The 17064-nt window shown below is 73.3% G+C and carries 13 protein-coding genes; 5 read left to right on the forward strand and 8 right to left on the reverse strand.

All coding sequences use genetic code 11. From position 1 onward, the window contains the following. Positions 1-25 precede the first annotated feature (25 nt). Positions 26-1066: a DUF3048 domain-containing protein gene (locus E4U92_RS13290; protein ID WP_137300577.1), complete on the reverse strand. Its 1041-nt coding sequence runs from the start codon at positions 1064-1066 to the stop codon at positions 26-28. 243 nt (positions 1067-1309) lie between these two features. On the opposite strand from E4U92_RS13290, the gene E4U92_RS13295 reads away from it, so the two are divergent. Then, positions 1310-2500, forward strand: coding sequence for a zinc-dependent alcohol dehydrogenase (locus E4U92_RS13295; RefSeq protein WP_137300578.1), 1191 nt, complete (start codon positions 1310-1312; stop codon positions 2498-2500). 23 nt (positions 2501-2523) lie between these two features. Here E4U92_RS13295 and E4U92_RS13300 read toward each other — a convergent pair whose 3' ends face one another. Continuing rightward, positions 2524-3588 (reverse strand): ATP-dependent DNA ligase, encoded by a 1065-nt coding sequence (locus E4U92_RS13300; protein WP_137300579.1) that lies wholly within the window; start codon positions 3586-3588, stop codon positions 2524-2526. Positions 3589-3662: 74 nt separating this feature from the next. On the opposite strand from E4U92_RS13300, the gene ligD reads away from it, so the two are divergent. Then, a complete protein-coding gene (gene ligD, locus E4U92_RS13305) occupies positions 3663-4676 on the forward strand; it encodes a non-homologous end-joining DNA ligase (protein ID WP_137300580.1) in 1014 nt (337 codons plus the stop codon). Between the two features lie 17 nt (positions 4677-4693). Here ligD and E4U92_RS13310 read toward each other — a convergent pair whose 3' ends face one another. Together E4U92_RS13310 and E4U92_RS13315 are read right to left on the reverse strand one after the other, a co-directional pair. Next, entirely contained in the window at positions 4694-6913 is a 2220-nt protein-coding gene (locus tag E4U92_RS13310) for an OmpL47-type beta-barrel domain-containing protein (protein ID WP_137300581.1), read from the reverse strand. Then, positions 6910-9384 (reverse strand): ThuA domain-containing protein, encoded by a 2475-nt coding sequence (locus E4U92_RS13315; protein ID WP_137300582.1) that lies wholly within the window; start codon positions 9382-9384, stop codon positions 6910-6912. Before E4U92_RS13315 ends, E4U92_RS13310 begins: the two co-directional genes overlap by 4 nt. A 189-nt stretch (positions 9385-9573) precedes the next feature. Here E4U92_RS13315 and E4U92_RS13320 point away from each other — a divergent pair, with 189 nt between their 5' ends. Both E4U92_RS13320 and E4U92_RS13325 read left to right on the forward strand, forming a co-directional pair. Continuing rightward, positions 9574-10563, forward strand: coding sequence for a multicopper oxidase domain-containing protein (locus E4U92_RS13320; RefSeq protein WP_137300583.1), 990 nt, complete (start codon positions 9574-9576; stop codon positions 10561-10563). A gap of 94 nt (positions 10564-10657) precedes the next feature. Then, positions 10658-11758, forward strand: a complete 1101-nt coding sequence (locus E4U92_RS13325; RefSeq protein WP_137300584.1) for a LacI family DNA-binding transcriptional regulator — start codon at positions 10658-10660, stop codon at positions 11756-11758. 31 nt (positions 11759-11789) lie between these two features. Here the strand turns inward: E4U92_RS13325 and E4U92_RS13330 are convergent, their stop codons facing one another. Next, positions 11790-12605, reverse strand: coding sequence for a VOC family protein (locus E4U92_RS13330; protein ID WP_137300585.1), 816 nt, complete (start codon positions 12603-12605; stop codon positions 11790-11792). A 253-nt stretch (positions 12606-12858) separates the two neighbouring features. Here E4U92_RS13330 and E4U92_RS13335 point away from each other — a divergent pair, with 253 nt between their 5' ends. Then, complete coding sequence (locus E4U92_RS13335) at positions 12859-13104, forward strand: WhiB family transcriptional regulator (protein WP_174863844.1); 246 nt, start codon at positions 12859-12861, stop codon at positions 13102-13104. A gap of 69 nt (positions 13105-13173) precedes the next feature. Here E4U92_RS13335 and E4U92_RS13340 read toward each other — a convergent pair whose 3' ends face one another. The 3 genes from E4U92_RS13340 to E4U92_RS13350 all read right to left on the reverse strand — a co-directional run bounded on the left by E4U92_RS13340 (position 13174) and on the right by E4U92_RS13350 (position 16911). Continuing rightward, positions 13174-14148, reverse strand: a complete 975-nt coding sequence (locus tag E4U92_RS13340) for an acyl-ACP desaturase (protein ID WP_137300587.1) — start codon at positions 14146-14148, stop codon at positions 13174-13176. Between the two features lie 231 nt (positions 14149-14379). Next, complete coding sequence (gene ddaH, locus E4U92_RS13345; protein ID WP_137300588.1) at positions 14380-15156, reverse strand: dimethylargininase; 777 nt, start codon at positions 15154-15156, stop codon at positions 14380-14382. 123 nt (positions 15157-15279) lie between these two features. Further along, positions 15280-16911 carry an ABC-F family ATP-binding cassette domain-containing protein gene (locus tag E4U92_RS13350; RefSeq protein ID WP_137300589.1) on the reverse strand — a complete coding sequence of 544 codons (1632 nt, stop codon included), beginning with the start codon at positions 16909-16911 and terminating at the stop codon, positions 15280-15282. Between the last annotated feature and the right edge of the window lie 153 nt (positions 16912-17064).

A 17064-nucleotide genomic window follows, 5' to 3' on the forward strand; every position in this document is an offset into this window, starting at 1 on the left:
GCGAACGGGGAACGTCAGACCCGCTCTAGCGGGAGCCGTCCCCGGCCGCGCCGCCCGCCGCCGCGAACACCACCCAGACCTGTCCCGGCGCGAACGTCATCGCGGCGCCGTCCGTCGTCGTGAACCGGGTGCCGTCCGTGGCCGCCGGGCGGTCCCAGCGCGCGTCGAAGGCCCGGCCGTCGCGCAGCACCGTGGCCCGTCCGGAGCCGACGGTCTGCGTGTACGGGGTGGTGTTGCCGAGGAAGTCGTGGAAGCGGGACCCGCGGACCGTCACGTACTGCACGACCACCGTCGCCGCGGCCACCCGCCGGCCCCCGGTGGTGACGCTCGCCCGGCCGTCCATGGCCACCAGCCAGCGGGCCCGGCCCGGCGACCAGGTGAAGGTGAAGCGCGCGGCCGGGAAGCGCACGCTCCGCGCCTTCTCGGGGGTGCCGCCGTGCGGCGCGGCGCCGTAGCGGAAGCCGGTGGTCAGCGCGGCCGCGCCCGGCGGCGAGGGCACCAGCGCCTTCGGCCGCAGGAAGAGGTTGTGCGGGGCGGGGCGGTCCGTGCCCCGGTAGAAGGCGCCGGACGACTCCTCGGGCGTCACCGCGGTCAGCGGGGCCCGGTCGATGAGCGGCAACAGCTTGCCCTGGGCGCCCGAGAACGCGAGCACCGGCCGGGTGAACTGGCCCAGCAGCTCCAGATCGGACTCCCGGGCGCTGCGCACGGGCCCGACGGCGGGCGGCAGCTTCGTCGCGTACAGCGCCATCAGCCGGCTCAGGCCGCCCTCGACCTGCTCGGCGTAGACGACGTCGGCGGCGTCCAGGCCGGTCGGGGGCCGGGCGTCGGGCGCGTTGTCGATCTTCACGGCCAGGACCGGGCCGGGCGGCGGCGGGTGCGGCGCCGGGCTGCTGTCCGCGGAGCTGCTGGAGGCGGGGGAGCGGTCGGCGCCGGGCTTGTCCGGGGGCGCGCCCCGGGAACCGGTGCAGCCCGCCGCCAGGCCGAGGGCCACCGCGGCGGCCAGCAGGGCCGGCCCGAACGTGCTCAGCCGCGTGCGCGGTCCGTGTGCCTTGTCCACCGGCGTCACCCCGTTGGTCGTGGTGTCGATTGTGCGCTCGGGCGACGGTTCCTGGCCATACCGGATCAGTCGTGATCGCTCACCGGCCGTGCACACCCGGCACCGACAGCGCACGCGCACCCCGTGTGCCGACGGCGGCGCACACGGTCCCGGCCGGCGCCCGCCGCGGTTCGGCGGCGGTGCTCACGGGTACCCGGCGACACCCGGCATCCGGTGATCCGGACCCCGACTCGGTGGAGGGAGCACGGCACGATGAAGGCAGTGACCTGGCAGGGAAAGCGGGACGTGCGCGTGGAGGAGGTGCCCGATCCGAGGATCGAGGAACCGACGGACGCGATCATCCGCATCACCTCATCGGGACTGTGCGGATCCGATCTGCACCTGTACGAGGTGCTCACGCCGTTCATGACCCCCGGTGACATCCTCGGCCACGAACCCATGGGCATCGTCGAGGAGGTGGGCGCGGGGGTGCCGGACCTCGCCGTCGGGGACCGGGTGGTGGTCCCGTTCCAGATCGCGTGCGGCACCTGCTGGATGTGCCTGACCGGCCTGCCCACCCAGTGCGAGACCACGCAGGTCAAGAGCCAGGGCATGGGCGCGCCCCTGTTCGGCTACACCCGCCTGTACGGCGCGGTGCCGGGTGCCCAGGCCGAGTACCTGCGCGTCCCGCAGGCCCAGTTCGGCCCGATCAAGGTGCCCGAGGGCCCGGCCGACGACCGGTTCGTCTACCTGTCCGACGTGCTGCCCACTGCCTGGCAGGCGGTCGCCTACGCGGACGTCCCGCAGGGCGGCAGCGTCGCCGTGCTCGGGCTCGGGCCGATCGGTGACATGGCCTGCCGCATCGCCCAGCTCCGCGGCGCCGGGCGGGTGTTCGGCGTCGACCTGGTGCCCGAGCGGCTGAGCCGGATGCGCGCGCGGGGCGTGGAGACGTTCGACCTCAGGTCGTTCGACAGCGAGAAGGAACTGGTCGAGGCGATCCGCGACGAGACGGACGGGCGCGGCCCGGACGCCGTCATCGACGCGGTCGGCACCGAGGCCCACGGCAGCGCGATCGCCAAGCTGGTGCAGAACGCCGCCGCGGTCATGCCGCGCAAGCTGAGCGGCCCGATGGCCGAACGCTTCAGCGTGGACCGGCTCGCCGCCCTGTACACCGCCATCGAGCTGGTGCGCCGCGGCGGCACCATCTCCCTCTCCGGCGTCTACGGCGGCATGGCGGACCCCCTGCCGCTGCTGACCATGTTCGACAAGCAGATCCAGCTCCGGATGGGCCAGGCCAACGTCCGCCGCTGGGCCGACGACATCATCCCGTACCTCACCGACGAGGACCCGCTCGGCGTCGACGACTTCGCCACCCACCGGGTGCCGTTGTCGCAGGCTCCGCAGGCCTACGAGATGTTCCAGCGCAAGCAGGACGGCGCGGTCAAGGTCCTGATGCAGCCCTGAGCCCCTCGGGCCGCCCGGGCCGCTCAGGTGCCCAGGATCTCCGCGAGGTCGTACCGGACCGGCTCCTCCAGCTGCGCGTAGGTGCAGCTCTCGGGGGTCCGGTCCGGGCGCCAGCGGCGGAAGCGGGCGGTGTGCCGGAACCGCTGCCCGTTCTCCATGTGGTCGTACGCCACCTCGGCCACCCGCTCGGGCGCCAGCGGCACCCACGACAAGTCCTTGCGGCCCGACCAGCGGCTCGGCGCCCCCGGCAGCCGTGCCGTCTCGTGCGCGGACTCCTCGGACCAGGCCGCCCACGGGTGCCCCGAGACGTCGTCCAGGCGCAGCGGCTCCAGCTCCTCGACCAGCTCCGCCCGCCGCTTCATCGTGAACGCGGCGGACACGCCCACGTGCTGGAGCGTGCCCCGGTCGTCGTACAGGCCGAGCAGCAGCGAGCCCACCACAGGACCGCTCTTGTGCAGCCGGTAGCCGGCGACCACGACGTCCGCGGTGCGCTCGTGCTTGACCTTGAACATGGCGCGCTCGTCCGGCCGGTAGCGCACGGTCAGCGGCTTGGCGATCACCCCGTCCAGGCCCGCCCCCTCGTACTCCTCGAACCAGCGCCTGGCCACCTCGATGTCGGTGGTCGCGGGCGCCAGGTGCACGGGGGCGGCCACCCCCGACAGCTCCCGCTCCAGCCGTTCCCGCCGCTCGGTCAGCGGCGCGGCCAGCAGCGACTCGTCGCCGAGGGCCAGCAGGTCGAACACGACGAGGGACGCCGGCGTGCGCTCCGCCAGCGTCCGCACCCGCGAGTCCGCCGGGTGGATCCGCTCGGTCAGCGCGTCGAAGTCCAGGTGCCCCTCCCGCGCGATCACGATCTCCCCGTCCACCACGCACCGCCGCGGCAGCCGCTCCCGCACCGCCGCCACCAGCTCGGGGAAGTACCTGGTCAGCGTCTTGCCGGTACGGCTGCCCAGCTCGACCTCGTCCCCGTCGCGGAACACGATCGCGCGGAAGCCGTCCCACTTCGCCTCGTACTGCATGCCCGCGGGGATCGACGCGACCGCCTTGGCGAGCATCGGCAGGACAGGGGGCATCACCGGCAGATCCATGCGTCGATTCTGCGCCCGTACGTCCGGCCGCGCCCGATGTGCGAGGTATGCGGGGTACGCCTACCGTGGCTCGCATGGGTGACGCGGTGGAACTGGAGGTCGGCGGCCGGACCGTGCGGCTGTCCAGCCCGGACAAGGTCTTCTTCCCCGAGCGCGGTTTCACCAAGCTGGACCTCGCCCGCTACTACATCGCCGTCGGCCCCGGCATCCTGCGCGCCCTGCGCGACCGGCCCACCACCCTGGAGCGCTACCCCGAGGGCGTGGCCGGGGAGAACTTCTTCCAGAAGCGGGCGCCGAAGAACATGCCCGACTGGATCCCGACCGCGCACATCACCTTCCCCAGCGGGCGCAGCGCCGACGAGATGTGCCCGACCGAGGTGGGAGCGGTCGTGTGGGCCGCCCAGTTCGGCACGCTCACCTTCCACCCCTGGCCGGTGCGCCGCGACGACGTCGACCGCCCCGACGAACTGCGCATCGACCTCGACCCGCAGCCCGGCACCGACTACGACGACGCCGCCCGCGCCGCCCACGAACTGCGGGCGGTGCTGGACGAGTTCGGCGGACTGCGCGGTTTCCCCAAGACCTCCGGCGGCCGGGGCCTGCACGTCTTCGTGCCCATCGAACCGCGCTGGACCTTCACCCAGGTCCGCCGCGCCGCCATCGCCGTCGGCCGGGAGATGGAACGCCGCATGCCGGACCGGGTCACCATCAAGTGGTGGAAGGAGGAGCGCGGCGAGCGGATCTTCGTCGACTACAACCAGACGGCCCGCGACCGCACGATCGCCTCCGCCTACTCCGTGCGCCCCCGCCCGCACGCCCCCGTCTCCGCGCCCCTGCGCTGGGAGGAGGTCGGCGTCGCCCACCCGCAGGACTTCGACCTCGCGACCATGCCCGCGCGCTTCGCCGAACTCGGCGACGTGCACGCGGACATGGACGACCACCGCTACTCGCTGGAGGCCCTGCTCGACCTCGCCCGCCGCGACGAGCACGACCACGGCCTGGGCGACCTGCCGTACCCGCCGGAGTACCCGAAGATGCCGGGCGAGCCCCGGCGGGTCCAGCCGAGCCGGGCCAGGAAGGACTCCTGAGCCCGGCTCCCGCGCGGCTACAGCTCCTTGATGCGCACGTCCCGGTACGACACCACGTCCGACGTGCTGTGCACCTGCAGCCCGACGTAGCCGGAGGCGAAGCGCCGCCCGTCCGTGCCCGGGTCGTCCGCGCGCGGGGGGCTGAACTCCTGCCCGCCGACGTTGTCGAACTCGTTGATCAGCACGCCGTTGCGGTAGACGGAGTAGTGCTGGTCGACCACGCGGACCTCGTAGTCGTTCCAGGTGCCCTTCTGGGTCACGCCCGCGCCGGCCAGGCCCACGCGGTCGAACCCGTAGACCGAGCCGGTCTTGTACGCGTCGCCGTCGGGCTGGTCGAACACCTGCACCTCGTGCCCGTACTCGATGGCGACCCACTCGGGCCGCGACTCCTCCGGGTGGTCGTGGACCCAGGGGAACCGCACGAAGACACCGGAGTTGGCGTTGCCGGTGCCCGGCGCGTCGTCCCGCCACTGGAGCTTGAGCGAGAAGTCGCCGTACTTGCGCTTCGGGTACCACAGCATGCCCAGGCCGGGCGCGGTGGTGCCGCTGGTGATCGAGCCGTCGGCGTTCCGCGCGAACGAGCCGCCGCCCACCTGCTCCCAGCGGGCGAAGGACTCCGGGGTGGCGTCCAGGATCGTGCGGTAGCCCTCGGTGTGGCCCGGCGTGCCGATGCCGGACCTGCGGGCCGCGTCCTGGACGGCGTCGTACTCGCGCTGGTCGAGCGCGCCCTCGCGCAGCAGCCGGTCCAGGACGGTCGTGACGTGCTTGAGGAACAGCGCCTGGGACGTCCACTCCTTCTCGTCCTCGACGAGTTCGCCGATCCGGCACCGGTTGTCGGTGACCCGGTTGCGCACGCCCGAGTCGACCGTGCCGACCACGACCGTCAGCCGCTCGTCGTGCTCGGGGCAGGGCGGCGCGGGGACCCCGCCGCCGGCCACCACGGTGAAGCCGACCGTGCGTGCCGCGGAGGTGTTGCCGGCCTTGTCGGTGGCCCGGTACGCGACCGTGTGGGCCCCGGCCCGGTCGACCACCAGCGGACCGCCGTACGCGAGGTAGGGGCCGCCGTCGAGCGCGTACTCGATCCGGTCGACCCCCGTCCCGCCGCTGTCGGTCGCGGCCACCGTCACCCGCGCGCTGCCGACGTACGCCCCGTCGGAGTCGCGCGTGCCCTCCACCGTCGCGCCCGTCACCGGCGGCACGGTGTCCCGCGGCGGTGTGGCCACCACCGTGAAGGCGACGCTCCGCTCGGCGGAGACGTTGCCCGCCTTGTCGGTGGCGCGGTAGCGCACGGTGTGCGCGCCGACCTGGTGGACCATGACCGGCTGGGTGTACGGCTGCCAGGAGCCGCCGTCGACCGCGTACTCCACGGTGTTCACGCCGGACCCGGTGTCCGAGGCGGACACGGTGACCGTCGCCATGTCGAGGTAGGCCCCGCCGGCGTCGCGCTCACCCGTGACGGTCGCCGAGGTCTCCGGCGCCGTGGTGTCGTCGGAGGGCGGGGCGACGACGGTGAACGTCACGCTCTTCTCCGCGGAGGCGTTGCCCGCCTTGTCGAAGGCCCGGTGCCGCAGGGTGTGGGCGCCGACCGTGTCGACGACGACCGGCGTGGTGTACGGCTGCCAGGTGTCCGCGGCGTCGAGCGCGTACTCCACGCGGTCCACGCCGGAGCCGCCGGCGTCGGTCGCGGTGAGCGCGACGGACGCCGAACCGACGTACTCGCCGCGGGCGTTGCGCGTGCCGGTCACAGCCGCCCACGTCTCGGGCGCCGTGGTGTCCTCGCCGCTGCCCTCGGTCACCACGAGGACGCCCTGCATCTGTCCGTGGCCGGGGATCGTGCAGTGGTAGAGGTAGCGGCCCGGGCTCAGCGTGACCTCGGCGGTGTGGCGCCCGCCCCGGTCGTCGTTCGGGTTGGCCAGGATGTTGAGCTCCACGTCACCGTTGAACTCCGGGTCGCTGGTCACGAACGTCAACGTGTGCGGCATGCCCGTGGTGTTGCCGGTGGCCGCGCTGTTCTCGAAGACGATCGTCGCCGGACCCGCGACGGCCGTCGCGGGCACCGACGCGTACCGGGTGATGTCGTCGCCCGCGGTCCAGGTGAGGACCTGCTGGGCCGCGGCCGGAACCCCCGGCGCCGCGGCGCCGTGAGCCCCGGGCCCCGCCTCGGCGGCGGCGGGCAGGCCGAGCAGCAGCAGGAGACCGGCCAGCAGGGCCGTCAGGACTCTTCGGTGACCCCTCACTGTCCCGCTCCCCTCGCGAGTTGGCCGGCGGCCGGTGTCGGACCGCCGCCCGTGTACGTGACCCGCCACAGCGCCGACCTGGCGTCCGAGGTGAAGAAGCCGCGGCCGTAGTCGAGGACGTACAGGGCGCCGTCGGGGCCGAACTTCCAGTCCATGAGGTTCTTGATGCCGTCGTTGCCGACCGGCACGATCCGCTTCAGCGACTCCGCGTGCACCGGCAGGTCGCCGTCGCCCTGGGTCGCCGGGTCCATGAGGACGGCGTTGCGCGGCTGGTCGGCGTCGTAGAAGTCGCCGACGAACCACTTGCCGTCCCAGTACGCCGGCCACTTGGCCGGGCCCGCGGCCGCGTCGTAGCGGTAGACCGGACCGTTCATCGCGGCCTGGCCGCCGCCCTTGAGCCAGGGCAGCCGGTAGGTGGCGTCCGCCGGGCGGTAGGTGGGCACCCCGTTCGCGTCGCGCGGGTAGTCCGGGCCGCCGCCCTGCGGCGAGTACCAGATGTTGTTGCCCGTCACCGGCGGCAGGTTCACCAGGCCGTCGTTGTTCGGGGACTCGTTCTTCGGGTGGTCGCAGTCGTACCAGCCGAGCGGCTTCGACGGGTCGGGCAGGTTGCGGTCCCGGTAGGGCTGCTTGTTGCCCATGCAGTACGGCCAGCCCCGGTTGCCCGCCCGCGTGATGACGGCGAAGGTGTCGTACTTGGCCGGGCCCCAGACGGGGGAGGGGGCCGAGGCGTCGGGGCCGACCCAGCCCGCGTAGAGGACGTCGGTCGACTTGTCGACGAAGATGCGCGCCGGGTTGCGCACGCCCATCACGTAGATCTCGCCGCGCGTCTTGCCGCCCCCCTCGGCGGTCTCCCGGCCCGTGAACAGGTTGCCCTCGGGGAGCGTGTACGTCCCGTCGGGCTCCGGGTGGATGCGCAGGATCTTGCCGTTGAGGTTGTGGGTGTTGCCGGCGGTACGGCGCGCGTCCGCGAACGACACGCCCCTGAAGTTCGGCTGCGGGTTGTTGCCCGAGTAACCGTCGCTGAAGCCGCTGGAGTTGTTGTCCCCGGTGGCGATGTACAGGTTGCCCCGGGAGTCCCAGGCCATCCCGCCGCCCGCGTGACAGCAACTGTGGATCTGCACCGGCCAGGACAGCAGCACCTTCTCGCTGCCCGGGTCCAGCCGGTTCGTGGCGAGGTCGAGCGTGAAGCGGGAGACGCGCCGCTCGGCCATGTGCGCCTCGCGGTCGATCCGCGCGTGGGGCGTGTAGTGCAGGTACACCCAGCCGTTGCGCTCGAAGCCCGGGTCCAGCTCGATGCCGAGCAGCCCTTCCTCCACCTTGACCAGCTCGTCGCCGCCGCCCTTGTTGCCGAACACCGTCAACTCCCCGGCCAGGGTGACCTTCCCGGTCCTCGGGTCGTAGACGTGGACCTGCCCCGTGCCCCTGCCGACGGCGGGGTCGTTCCAGTCGGTGACCACCGGCTGTGAGGCGTCGGCACCACCGCGGCCGATGTACAGCACCCGTCCGTCGGGCGCGGTGACCAGGCCGTGCGGCTCGCCGATCTGGTCGTTGCGGCCCGGCTGGTTGGGCTGCGTGAGCCGCTGCGCCTTGTAGTTGCCGGCGATGGTCGCCTTGCAGTCCGCCTGCACCAGCCGCGTCGTCCACAGCAGGGCACCGCGCAGGTGGGCGCGGAAGTCGCTCTCGTCGTAGGAGGAGACCGTGCCGCCCATGCCGGTGTAGAAGGAGCGGCCGCCGTCGTAGTCGCGGCACCAGCTGATCGGGTGGTCCCAGCCGTTCGCGCCGGTCCCCGGCCGGTAGGTCGACTCCCGCACCCGGGCGACCGTGTGCACGTCCCCGGACGGGTTCTTCACCCAGTTCGGCCACTGGTCGGGCCGCTTCCACTGCGGGGGCAGGCCCTGGGTGGCCGGATGCCGCCGGTCCCCGACCTCGACGACCGCCCGCTGTACGGCCGTGGGGCTGGAGGGGGACGGGCGGGCACCGATCAGCCCGGTGAACCAGTCCGAGTACGGTTCCGCGCGCGCCGCGTCGTGGATGCCGACGAAGCCCCCGCCGGCCTCCATGTACGCCTCGAGCCCCGCCTCCTGCTCCGGGTCCAGCACGTCCCCGCCGCCGGTCAGGAAGACCACGGCGTTGAACCGGCCGAGCCGGTCGGCCCGGGTGAAGACGGCGGGGTCGCCCGTGGCCTCCACCGTGAAGCGCTGGTCGGCCGGGCCGCCGAGGCCGATCCGCTCGACGGCCTCGATGCCGGCGTTCACGAGGGGCGACTCCTCACCCGCCGCCGCCGAGCCGTGGAAGAGCAGCACCCGTACGTCCGCGGAACCGGGCGGCGACGGGATGGACATCGTTGTCAGGGGCGGTTCCGGCGCTGGCCCCGCGGTGGCCGCCGGGGCGGACAGCAGTCCGGCGACGACCGCGGCGGTCGCGGTGACCGCCCAGGTTCGTCTTCTCGCGCTCAACCCTCGTAAGTGCATGGGCACCTCCTCGGTCTCGGCAGCAGCGCCATGGAACCTAGACGCCTTTGCCCCGTCCGCCAAGGGGTACGGACGCGATCCGGCTGACTTTGTCCTGGGTGTGGATGAACGGCGCGCGGGCCGGTACCTTCACTCGGGCGAACACCGCCCACGTCTCCCCAACGTCCCCCAGCGGATGGAGAGTTCGGCATGGACAGACGCACCTTCAACCGACGTCTCCTCGCGGGCGGCGCGGTCGCCGCGGCCTCCCTGCCCGTGGCGCCCCTGGTGTCCTCCGCCGCCGGCGCCGACGCGGCCGCGGCCGGCGGGCCGGTGCGCACCGCACCGGCCGGCGGCGAGGTGAAACACATCCGGCTCTACGCCGAGAAGCTCCCGGACGGGCAGTTGGGCTACGGCCTGGAGAAGGGCGCGGCGACCGTCCCCGGCCCGCTGATCGAACTCAACGAGGGCGACACCCTGCACGTCGCGTTCGAGAACACCCTGGACGTCCCGGTCAGCCTGCACGTGCACGGTCTGGACTACGAGATCACCGACGACGGCACCAGGCACACCCGCAGCGACGTCGAACCCGGCGGCACCCGCACCTACACCTGGCGCACCCACGCCCCCGGCCGCCGCGAGGACGGCACCTGGCGGGCGGGCAGCGCGGGCTACTGGCACTACCACGACCACGTGGTGGGCACCGAGCACGGCACCGGCGGCATCCGCAAGGGGCTCTACGGCCCGGTGATCGTCCGGCGCAAGGGTGACGTCCTGCCGGACCGGACGCACACCATCGTCTTCAACGACATGCTCATCAACAACCGGCCGGCCCACGGCGGACCCGACTTCGAGGCGACCACGGGCGACCGCGTCGAGTTCGTGATGATCACCCACGGCGAGTACTACCACACCTTCCACCTGCACGGACACCGCTGGGCCGACAACCGCACCGGCCTGCTGACCGGCCCCGACGACCCCAGCCGGGTGATCGACAACAAGATCGTCGGCCCCGCCGACTCCTTCGGCTTCCAGGTGATCGCGGGGGAGGGGGTCGGGGCCGGCGCCTGGATGTACCACTGCCACGTCCAGAGCCACTCCGACATGGGGATGGTGGGCCTGTTCCTGGTGAAGAAGCCGGACGGCACGATCCCGGGCCACGAACCGCACGACCACGAGGGCCACGGGAGCCACGGCTGACGGGAACGGTGGCCTGCGGGCCCCGGCCCTCGCCCGGAACGGGTGTCCCTCCCGGAGCTATCCTGAGCGGCAGCCGCCGACGAGGAGTTCCGCCGTGACCGACACCGCCCCACGACCGACCCTGGAGGCCGTGGCAGCGCGGGCCGGTGTCTCACGGGCGACCGTGTCGCGGGTCGTCAACGGCGGCGACGGGGTGCGCGAACCCCTCGTGGAGCGGGTGCGGCAGGCCGTGGAGGAACTGGGCTACGTCCCCAACCAGGCCGCCCGCAGCCTGGTCACGCGCCGCCACGACGCGGTCGCCGTCGTCATCGCCGAGCCGGAGGCCCGGGTCTTCGCCGACCCCTTCTTCGCGCTCCAGCTCCGCGGCATCAGCAAGGAGCTCACCGCGCACGACAACCAGTTGGTGCTGCTGCTCACCGAGGGCCGCGACGACCACGCACGTGTGGCCCGCTACCTCGCCGGGGGACACGTCGACGGCGCGCTGGTCTTCTCGCTGCACCTCGACGACCCGCTGCCCGGCCTGATCCAGGGCGCCGGCGTCCCCACCGTCTTCGGCGGACGGCCCGGCTGGAGCGACGGCCGCGCCGCCGACACCGGGCCCACGCTCTACGTCGACAGCGACAACCGCGGCGGTGCCCGCGACGCCGTGCGCCACCTGGCCGCGCTCGGCCGCACCCGGATCGCCCACATCACCGGCCCCCTCGACCAGACCTCCGCGGCCGACCGGCTGGACGGCTACCGGGACGTCATGGGCGACGCCGACCCGGGGCTGGTCGCCGAGAGCGACTTCACCCCGGCCGGAGGGGAGCGCGCGATGCGCGACCTCCTGGACCGCCAGCCCGACCTGGACGCGGTGTTCGCCGCGAACGACCTCACCGCGGCCGGGGCGCTGCGGGTGCTGCGCGAGCGGGGGCTGCGGGTCCCCGAGGACGTCGCCGTCGTGGGCTTCGACGACATGCTGCCGGTCGCCGAGCAGACCGACCCGCCGCTGACGACCGTGCGTCAGGACATCGAGGAGATGGGCCGGCTCATGGCCCGCCTGCTGCTGCGCCGCCTCGACCGCCCCGGCGGAACCGGCAGCGGCCCCGGCCCGCACGCGACCGCACCCGAGCAGGACGTCCCGCCCGGCGAGCCCGACGGCGCGGAGGCCGCGGTGGTCCTGCCGACCACCCTGGTCCGCCGCGCGTCGGCCTAGCGCGCCGTGTCCCCCGCGTCCCCCGCGTCCCTCACGCCCCCGCCGACCCGTCCTGCCCCGGCTCCCGGGGTGCGCTCCTGATCACCGCGAAGCGGGCGCCGTACGGGTCGGCGAGCCGGGCGACGCGGCCGACGCCGGGGAGGTCCGTGGCGGGGCTGCGGACCGTGCCGCCGAGCTCCCGCGCCGTGGCGACCGCGGCGTCCGTGTCCTCGACCTCGAAGTACGGCAGCCAGTACGCCCCGGCCTCCGCCTCCAGCGGGTCCTCGGAGAGCGGGACGATGCCGCCGAACATGGCGTCCTCGCTCAGCCCGCCCGGCAGCAGGGTGGTGTACGTGCCGCCGGGGAAGTCCACGCCGTAGGTCTCCAGACCGAGGGCGGCGCGGTAGAAGTAGGCGGCCATGGGCAGGTCGGCCGTGTACAGCTCGATCCAGCACAGCGAGCCCGGCTCCTGGACCAGGTCCAGCCCCTTGGTCCGGCCCGGCTGCCAGATGCCGAACGGCACGTCCGCCTTGTCGGCGAGGAGCGCCATGCGCCCCCGGTCCAGCACGTCCAGCGGCCCGAGCAGCACCTTGCCGTGGGCGCCCTCGGCCGCCCGCGCGGTGGCGTCCGCGTCCGAGGTCAGGAAGTACACGGTCCACGAGGGCGGCCCCTGCTCGGCGGAGGTCTGCATGCCGCCGGCCACGGTCCTCCCGCCGAGCTGGAAGAAGCCGTACCCGCCGGCCTCGGGCGGGCCCGGGCGGTACTCCCAGCCGAGCAGCCCGCCGTAGAAGGAAGCGGCGCCGTCGATGTCGGGGGTGCCGACGTCGAGCCAGTTCGGCGAGCCGGTGACATCACGGATGGTGAGCATCTGCGCCCTCCTCTGGAGGATCCCGTTGCCTGTAGTGCCGAGTCTCGCACCCGGCACCGACAAGCGCCGCCGAACCGCCCGTCCGGACCGGTCGTCACGGCTGCCGGCCGGCCCGGCCCGGCACCGCGTTCTCCCGCGCGCCGCCGTGCGCCCCGGCCCCGCACCGGGCCATCATCGAGGCGGCCGGGCCCTGTCCGCCCGCGTTGATCGGTCGTTGAGCGGACGTTTTGCGCCGACCGGCACGCTCCTGCACATGTTCACCGACACGATCACCACGCCCGACCTCACCTGGCAGCGGGAGGCGCTGTGCGCGCAGACCGGGGCGGACTTCTTCTTCCCCGAGCCCGGCAGCTCGGTGCGTGACGCGAAGCGGATCTGCGGCCTGTGCCCGATCCGCTCCGCCTGCCTCGAGTACGCCCTCACGCACGACGAGCGCTTCGGCGTCTGGGGCGGCCTGTCCGAGAAGGAGCGCCTCCACCTCAGGCGCACCCCCTCCTGACTCCCGACTCCTCCGCGCACGCAGCGCGTGCGCCCGGGACCGCGGCGCGAGCCGTTCCCGCCCCCTCGCTCAGCCCGCCGCCCGCGCCGCCATGCGGGCCTTGCGGGCCGCCAGGCGCTCGTCGAACTTCGCGGCCTCCGCGTCCAGGCCGCCCAGGAACAGGCCCAGCTCGTCCTGGGCCTGCTGGCCCTCGGGGCCGAGGCCGTCGATGTCCAAGACCTTCAGGAAGCGCAGCACGGGCTGCAGCACGTCGTCGTGGTGGATGCGCAGGTTGTAGACCTCGCCGATGGCCATCTGCGCGGCGGCCCGCTCGAAGCCGGGGATGCCGTGGCCCGGCATGCGGAAGTCGACCACCACGTCCCGCACGGCCCGCATCGTCAGGTCGGGGGCGAGCTCGAAGGCCGCCTTGAGCAGGTTGCGGTAGAACACCATGTGCAGGTTCTCGTCGGTCGCGATGCGCGCGAGCATGCGGTCGCAGACCGGGTCGCCCGACTGGTGGCCGGTGTTGCGGTGGGAGATGCGGGTCGCGAGCTCCTGGAAGGCGACGTAGGCGACCGAGTGCAGCATCGAGTGCCGGTTGTCCGACTCGAACCCCTCGCTCATGTGGGCCATGCGGAACTGCTCCAGCTTGTCCGGGTCCACCGCGCGCGAGGCGAGCAGGTAGTCGCGCATGACGATGCCGTGCCGGCCCTCCTCGGCCGTCCAGCGGTGCACCCACGTGCCCCAGGCGCCGTCGCGGCCGAAGAGGCTGGCGATCTCGTGGTGGTAGCTGGGCAGGTTGTCCTCGGTGAGCAGGTTCACCACCAGCGCGATCCGGCCGATCTCGGTGACCTTCGACTGGTCCTTCTCCCAGGCCTCGCCGTCCTCGAAGAGGCCGGGGAAGTTGCGGGCGTCGCTCCACGGCACGTACTCGTGGGGCATCCAGTCCTTGGCGACCTTCAGGTGCCGGTCGAGTTCCTTCGCGACCACTTCCTCCAAGGCGTACAGCAGCCGGGCGTCGGTCCAGCCGGCGGCGCTGCCGAGGTGCGGGGAAGTGATCGTCACGGGAACTCCAGGGGACGCGGGAACGGAACGGTCCGGCGAGCGATGCCGAACTTACGAAAGCGTAGGCTACGTACCCGTAGGTTACGAAGCCGTAGGTTAAGGTCGCCGTAAAGACCGCTGATCAGCCCGGCCGGAGCGGCACCGGCGGGTCGGGCGCGGCCGGGACGGATCCCCCCAAAAGCCTCAGGTCCGCGCAGGTCCGGGGCCTGGCGGAGAACACCGGGTTCCCCGTCAGGCGTACAGCTCCCGCAGCCGTACCGAGAGGCACGTCACACAGCCCTCGAGTTTCTCGAACTCGCCGATGTCCACCACGACCACCCCGAAACCGAGGTCGGTGAGCAGTTCGGCCGTGCGCGGGGCGCTCGCCGCCAGCAGCAGCCGGTCGCCGCCGAGCAGCACCACGTGGGCGCCGGACTCCTCCGGCACCGACAGGAAGCGCGGGAACAGCGACGGCCGGTCGACCTTCGGGATGTGCCCGATCACCGTGCCGTCCGGCAGCGCCGTCACGGCCGACTTAAGGTGCAGCACCCGGCTCACCGGCACGGCCACCACGCGCGCGCCCAGCGGCTCGAAGGCGGCGCGGAGCTGCTGGACCCCGGCCGCGTTGGTCCGCCCGCCGCGGCCGACGTACACCGTGTCGCCGACCTTCAGCACGTCACCGCCGTCCAGCGTGCCCGGCTCCCAGATCCAGTTCACCGAGCAGCCCAGGCGCGCCACGGCCTCCTCGACACCCGCGGTCTCCGCGCGGCGGGACTCGGCGCCGGGCCGGGTGATCAGGGCGACGTTGCGGAACATCACCACGGCGTCCTCGACGAACACCGCGTCCGGGCAGTCGTCGGCGGGCTCGACCTCCACGGTCTCCCAGCCGTGCGCGCGCAGCGCCTGCGCGTACGCCTCCCACTGCTCGACGGCGAGGTCCACGTCGACGTCCTCCCGCTCGACGTGCGTGACCAGCCCTTCGGCGAGGCGCGGGCCGGGGCGGCGGATGAGGGCCTTCTTGCTGGGCACGTCCGTGTCTTCCGTGTCTTCTCGCGGTGCGGGTCCGGGCGGTGGGCGGACCGGCGCCGCTGGCCGGGCGCCGGTCCGCCATCATGCAGCCCCGGGGCACCAGGACCAAACCCCCGCCCCCGCCTACTGTGCCTCCGTCAGCTCCTCCCACGAGGTCTCCCGCAGCTCCCCGTCGAGCAGCAGCCACCGGGTGATCCCGATCGACTCCAGGAACGGCAGGTCGTGGCTGGCCACGACCAGCGCCCCCTGGTACGACTCCAGGGCCGAGGTGAGCCGGCGCACGCTCGCCATGTCGAGGTTGTTCGTCGGCTCGTCCAGCATCAGGAGCTGGGGCGCCGGCTCGGCGAGCATCAGGGCGGCCAGTGCCGCCCGGAACCGCTCCCCGCCGGACAGCGTCCCGGCCTTCTGGTCGGCGCGCGCGCCGCGGAACAGGAAGTGGGCCAGCCGGGCGCGGACGCGGTTGTTGGTGGCGCCGGGCGCGAACCGGGCCACGTTCTCGGCGACCGTCAGCGCGTCGTCGAGGACGTCCAGCCGCTGCGGCAGGAACCGCAGCGGCACGTGCGCGTGGGCCTCGCCCGCAGCCGGCGCCAGCTCGCCCGCCACGGTCCGCAGCAGCGTCGTCTTGCCGGCGCCGTTGCGCCCGACCAGCGCGACCCGCTCGGGGCCGTGCAGGTCGAGGGAGACCGTCACGGGCGTGCCGTACACGAGCCGCAGCTCGCGCAGGGAGAGGACGCCGCGGCCCGGGGGCACGGCGGTGTGCGGCAGTTCGACGCGGATCTCGTCGTCGTCCCGTACGGCGTCCACGGCCTCGTCGAGCCGTTCGCGGGCCTCGGCGAGCCGTTCCTCGTGCAGGATGCGGTGCTTGCCGGCGGACTCCTGCGCCGCCCGCTTGCGCGCCCCCATCACGATCTTGGGCTCGCGCTTCTGCTCCCACATCTTCTGCCCGTACCGCTTGCGGCGGGCCAGCTTGACCTGGGCGTCGGTGAGTTCGCGCTTCTGGCGGCGCACGTCGGCCTCGGCGACGCGCACCATGCGCTCGGCGGCCTCCTGCTCGACGGCGAGGGCCTCCTCGTAGGCGGTGTAGTTGCCGCCGTACCAGACGACCTCCCCGCCGCGCAGGTCGGCGATCTGGTCGACCAGGTCGAGGAGTTCGCGGTCGTGGCTGACCACGACCAGGACGCCCGGCCAGGACGCCACGGCCGCGTACAGCCGCCGTCGCGCGTACAGGTCGAGGTTGTTGGTGGGCTCGTCCAGCAGGAGCACGTCGGGCCGGCGCAGCAGCAGCGCGGCCAGCCGCAGCAGCACGGACTCGCCGCCGGAGACCTCGCCGACGGTGCGGTCGAGGCCGATGTGGCCGAGGCCCAGTTCGCCGAGGGTGGCCAGGGCGCGTTCCTCCACGTCCCAGTCGTCGCCGACGGCCTCGAAGTGCTCCGGGCGGACGTCACCGGCCTCGATGGCGTGCAGCGCGGCCCGCCGCCCGGCGATGCCGAGGGCCTGGTCGACGCGCAGCCGGGTGTCGAGCGTGACGTTCTGCGGGAGGTAGCCGATCTCCCCGGCGACCCGGACGGAGCCGTCGAGGGGGGTCAACTCCCCGGCGATCAGCTTCAGCAGGGTCGACTTCCCCGACCCGTTGACGCCGACGAGCCCGGTGCGTCCGGGGCCGAAGGAGACGTCAAGACCGTCGAGGACGGGGGTGCCGTCGGGCCAGGCGAAGGAGAGGGAGGTGCAGGCGATGGAATGAGCGGTATGCGTCAAGTGGGGCCTCGCGGTTGCGTGTGCGGTCAGGGCAACGCGTGTCGAGACACCGGAGGGCGGCGACCGGAGGACGGCGGGGCACGGGAAGAACCACGGGACGCGGGAGGAGTCCTGCTCCAGCCCGGCTCCACAAGGACGGCTCGACACGCCGAG

The sequence above is a fragment of the Streptomyces galbus genome, assembly GCF_005280195.1.
GTDB lineage: Bacteria > Actinomycetota > Actinomycetes > Streptomycetales > Streptomycetaceae > Streptomyces > Streptomyces galbus.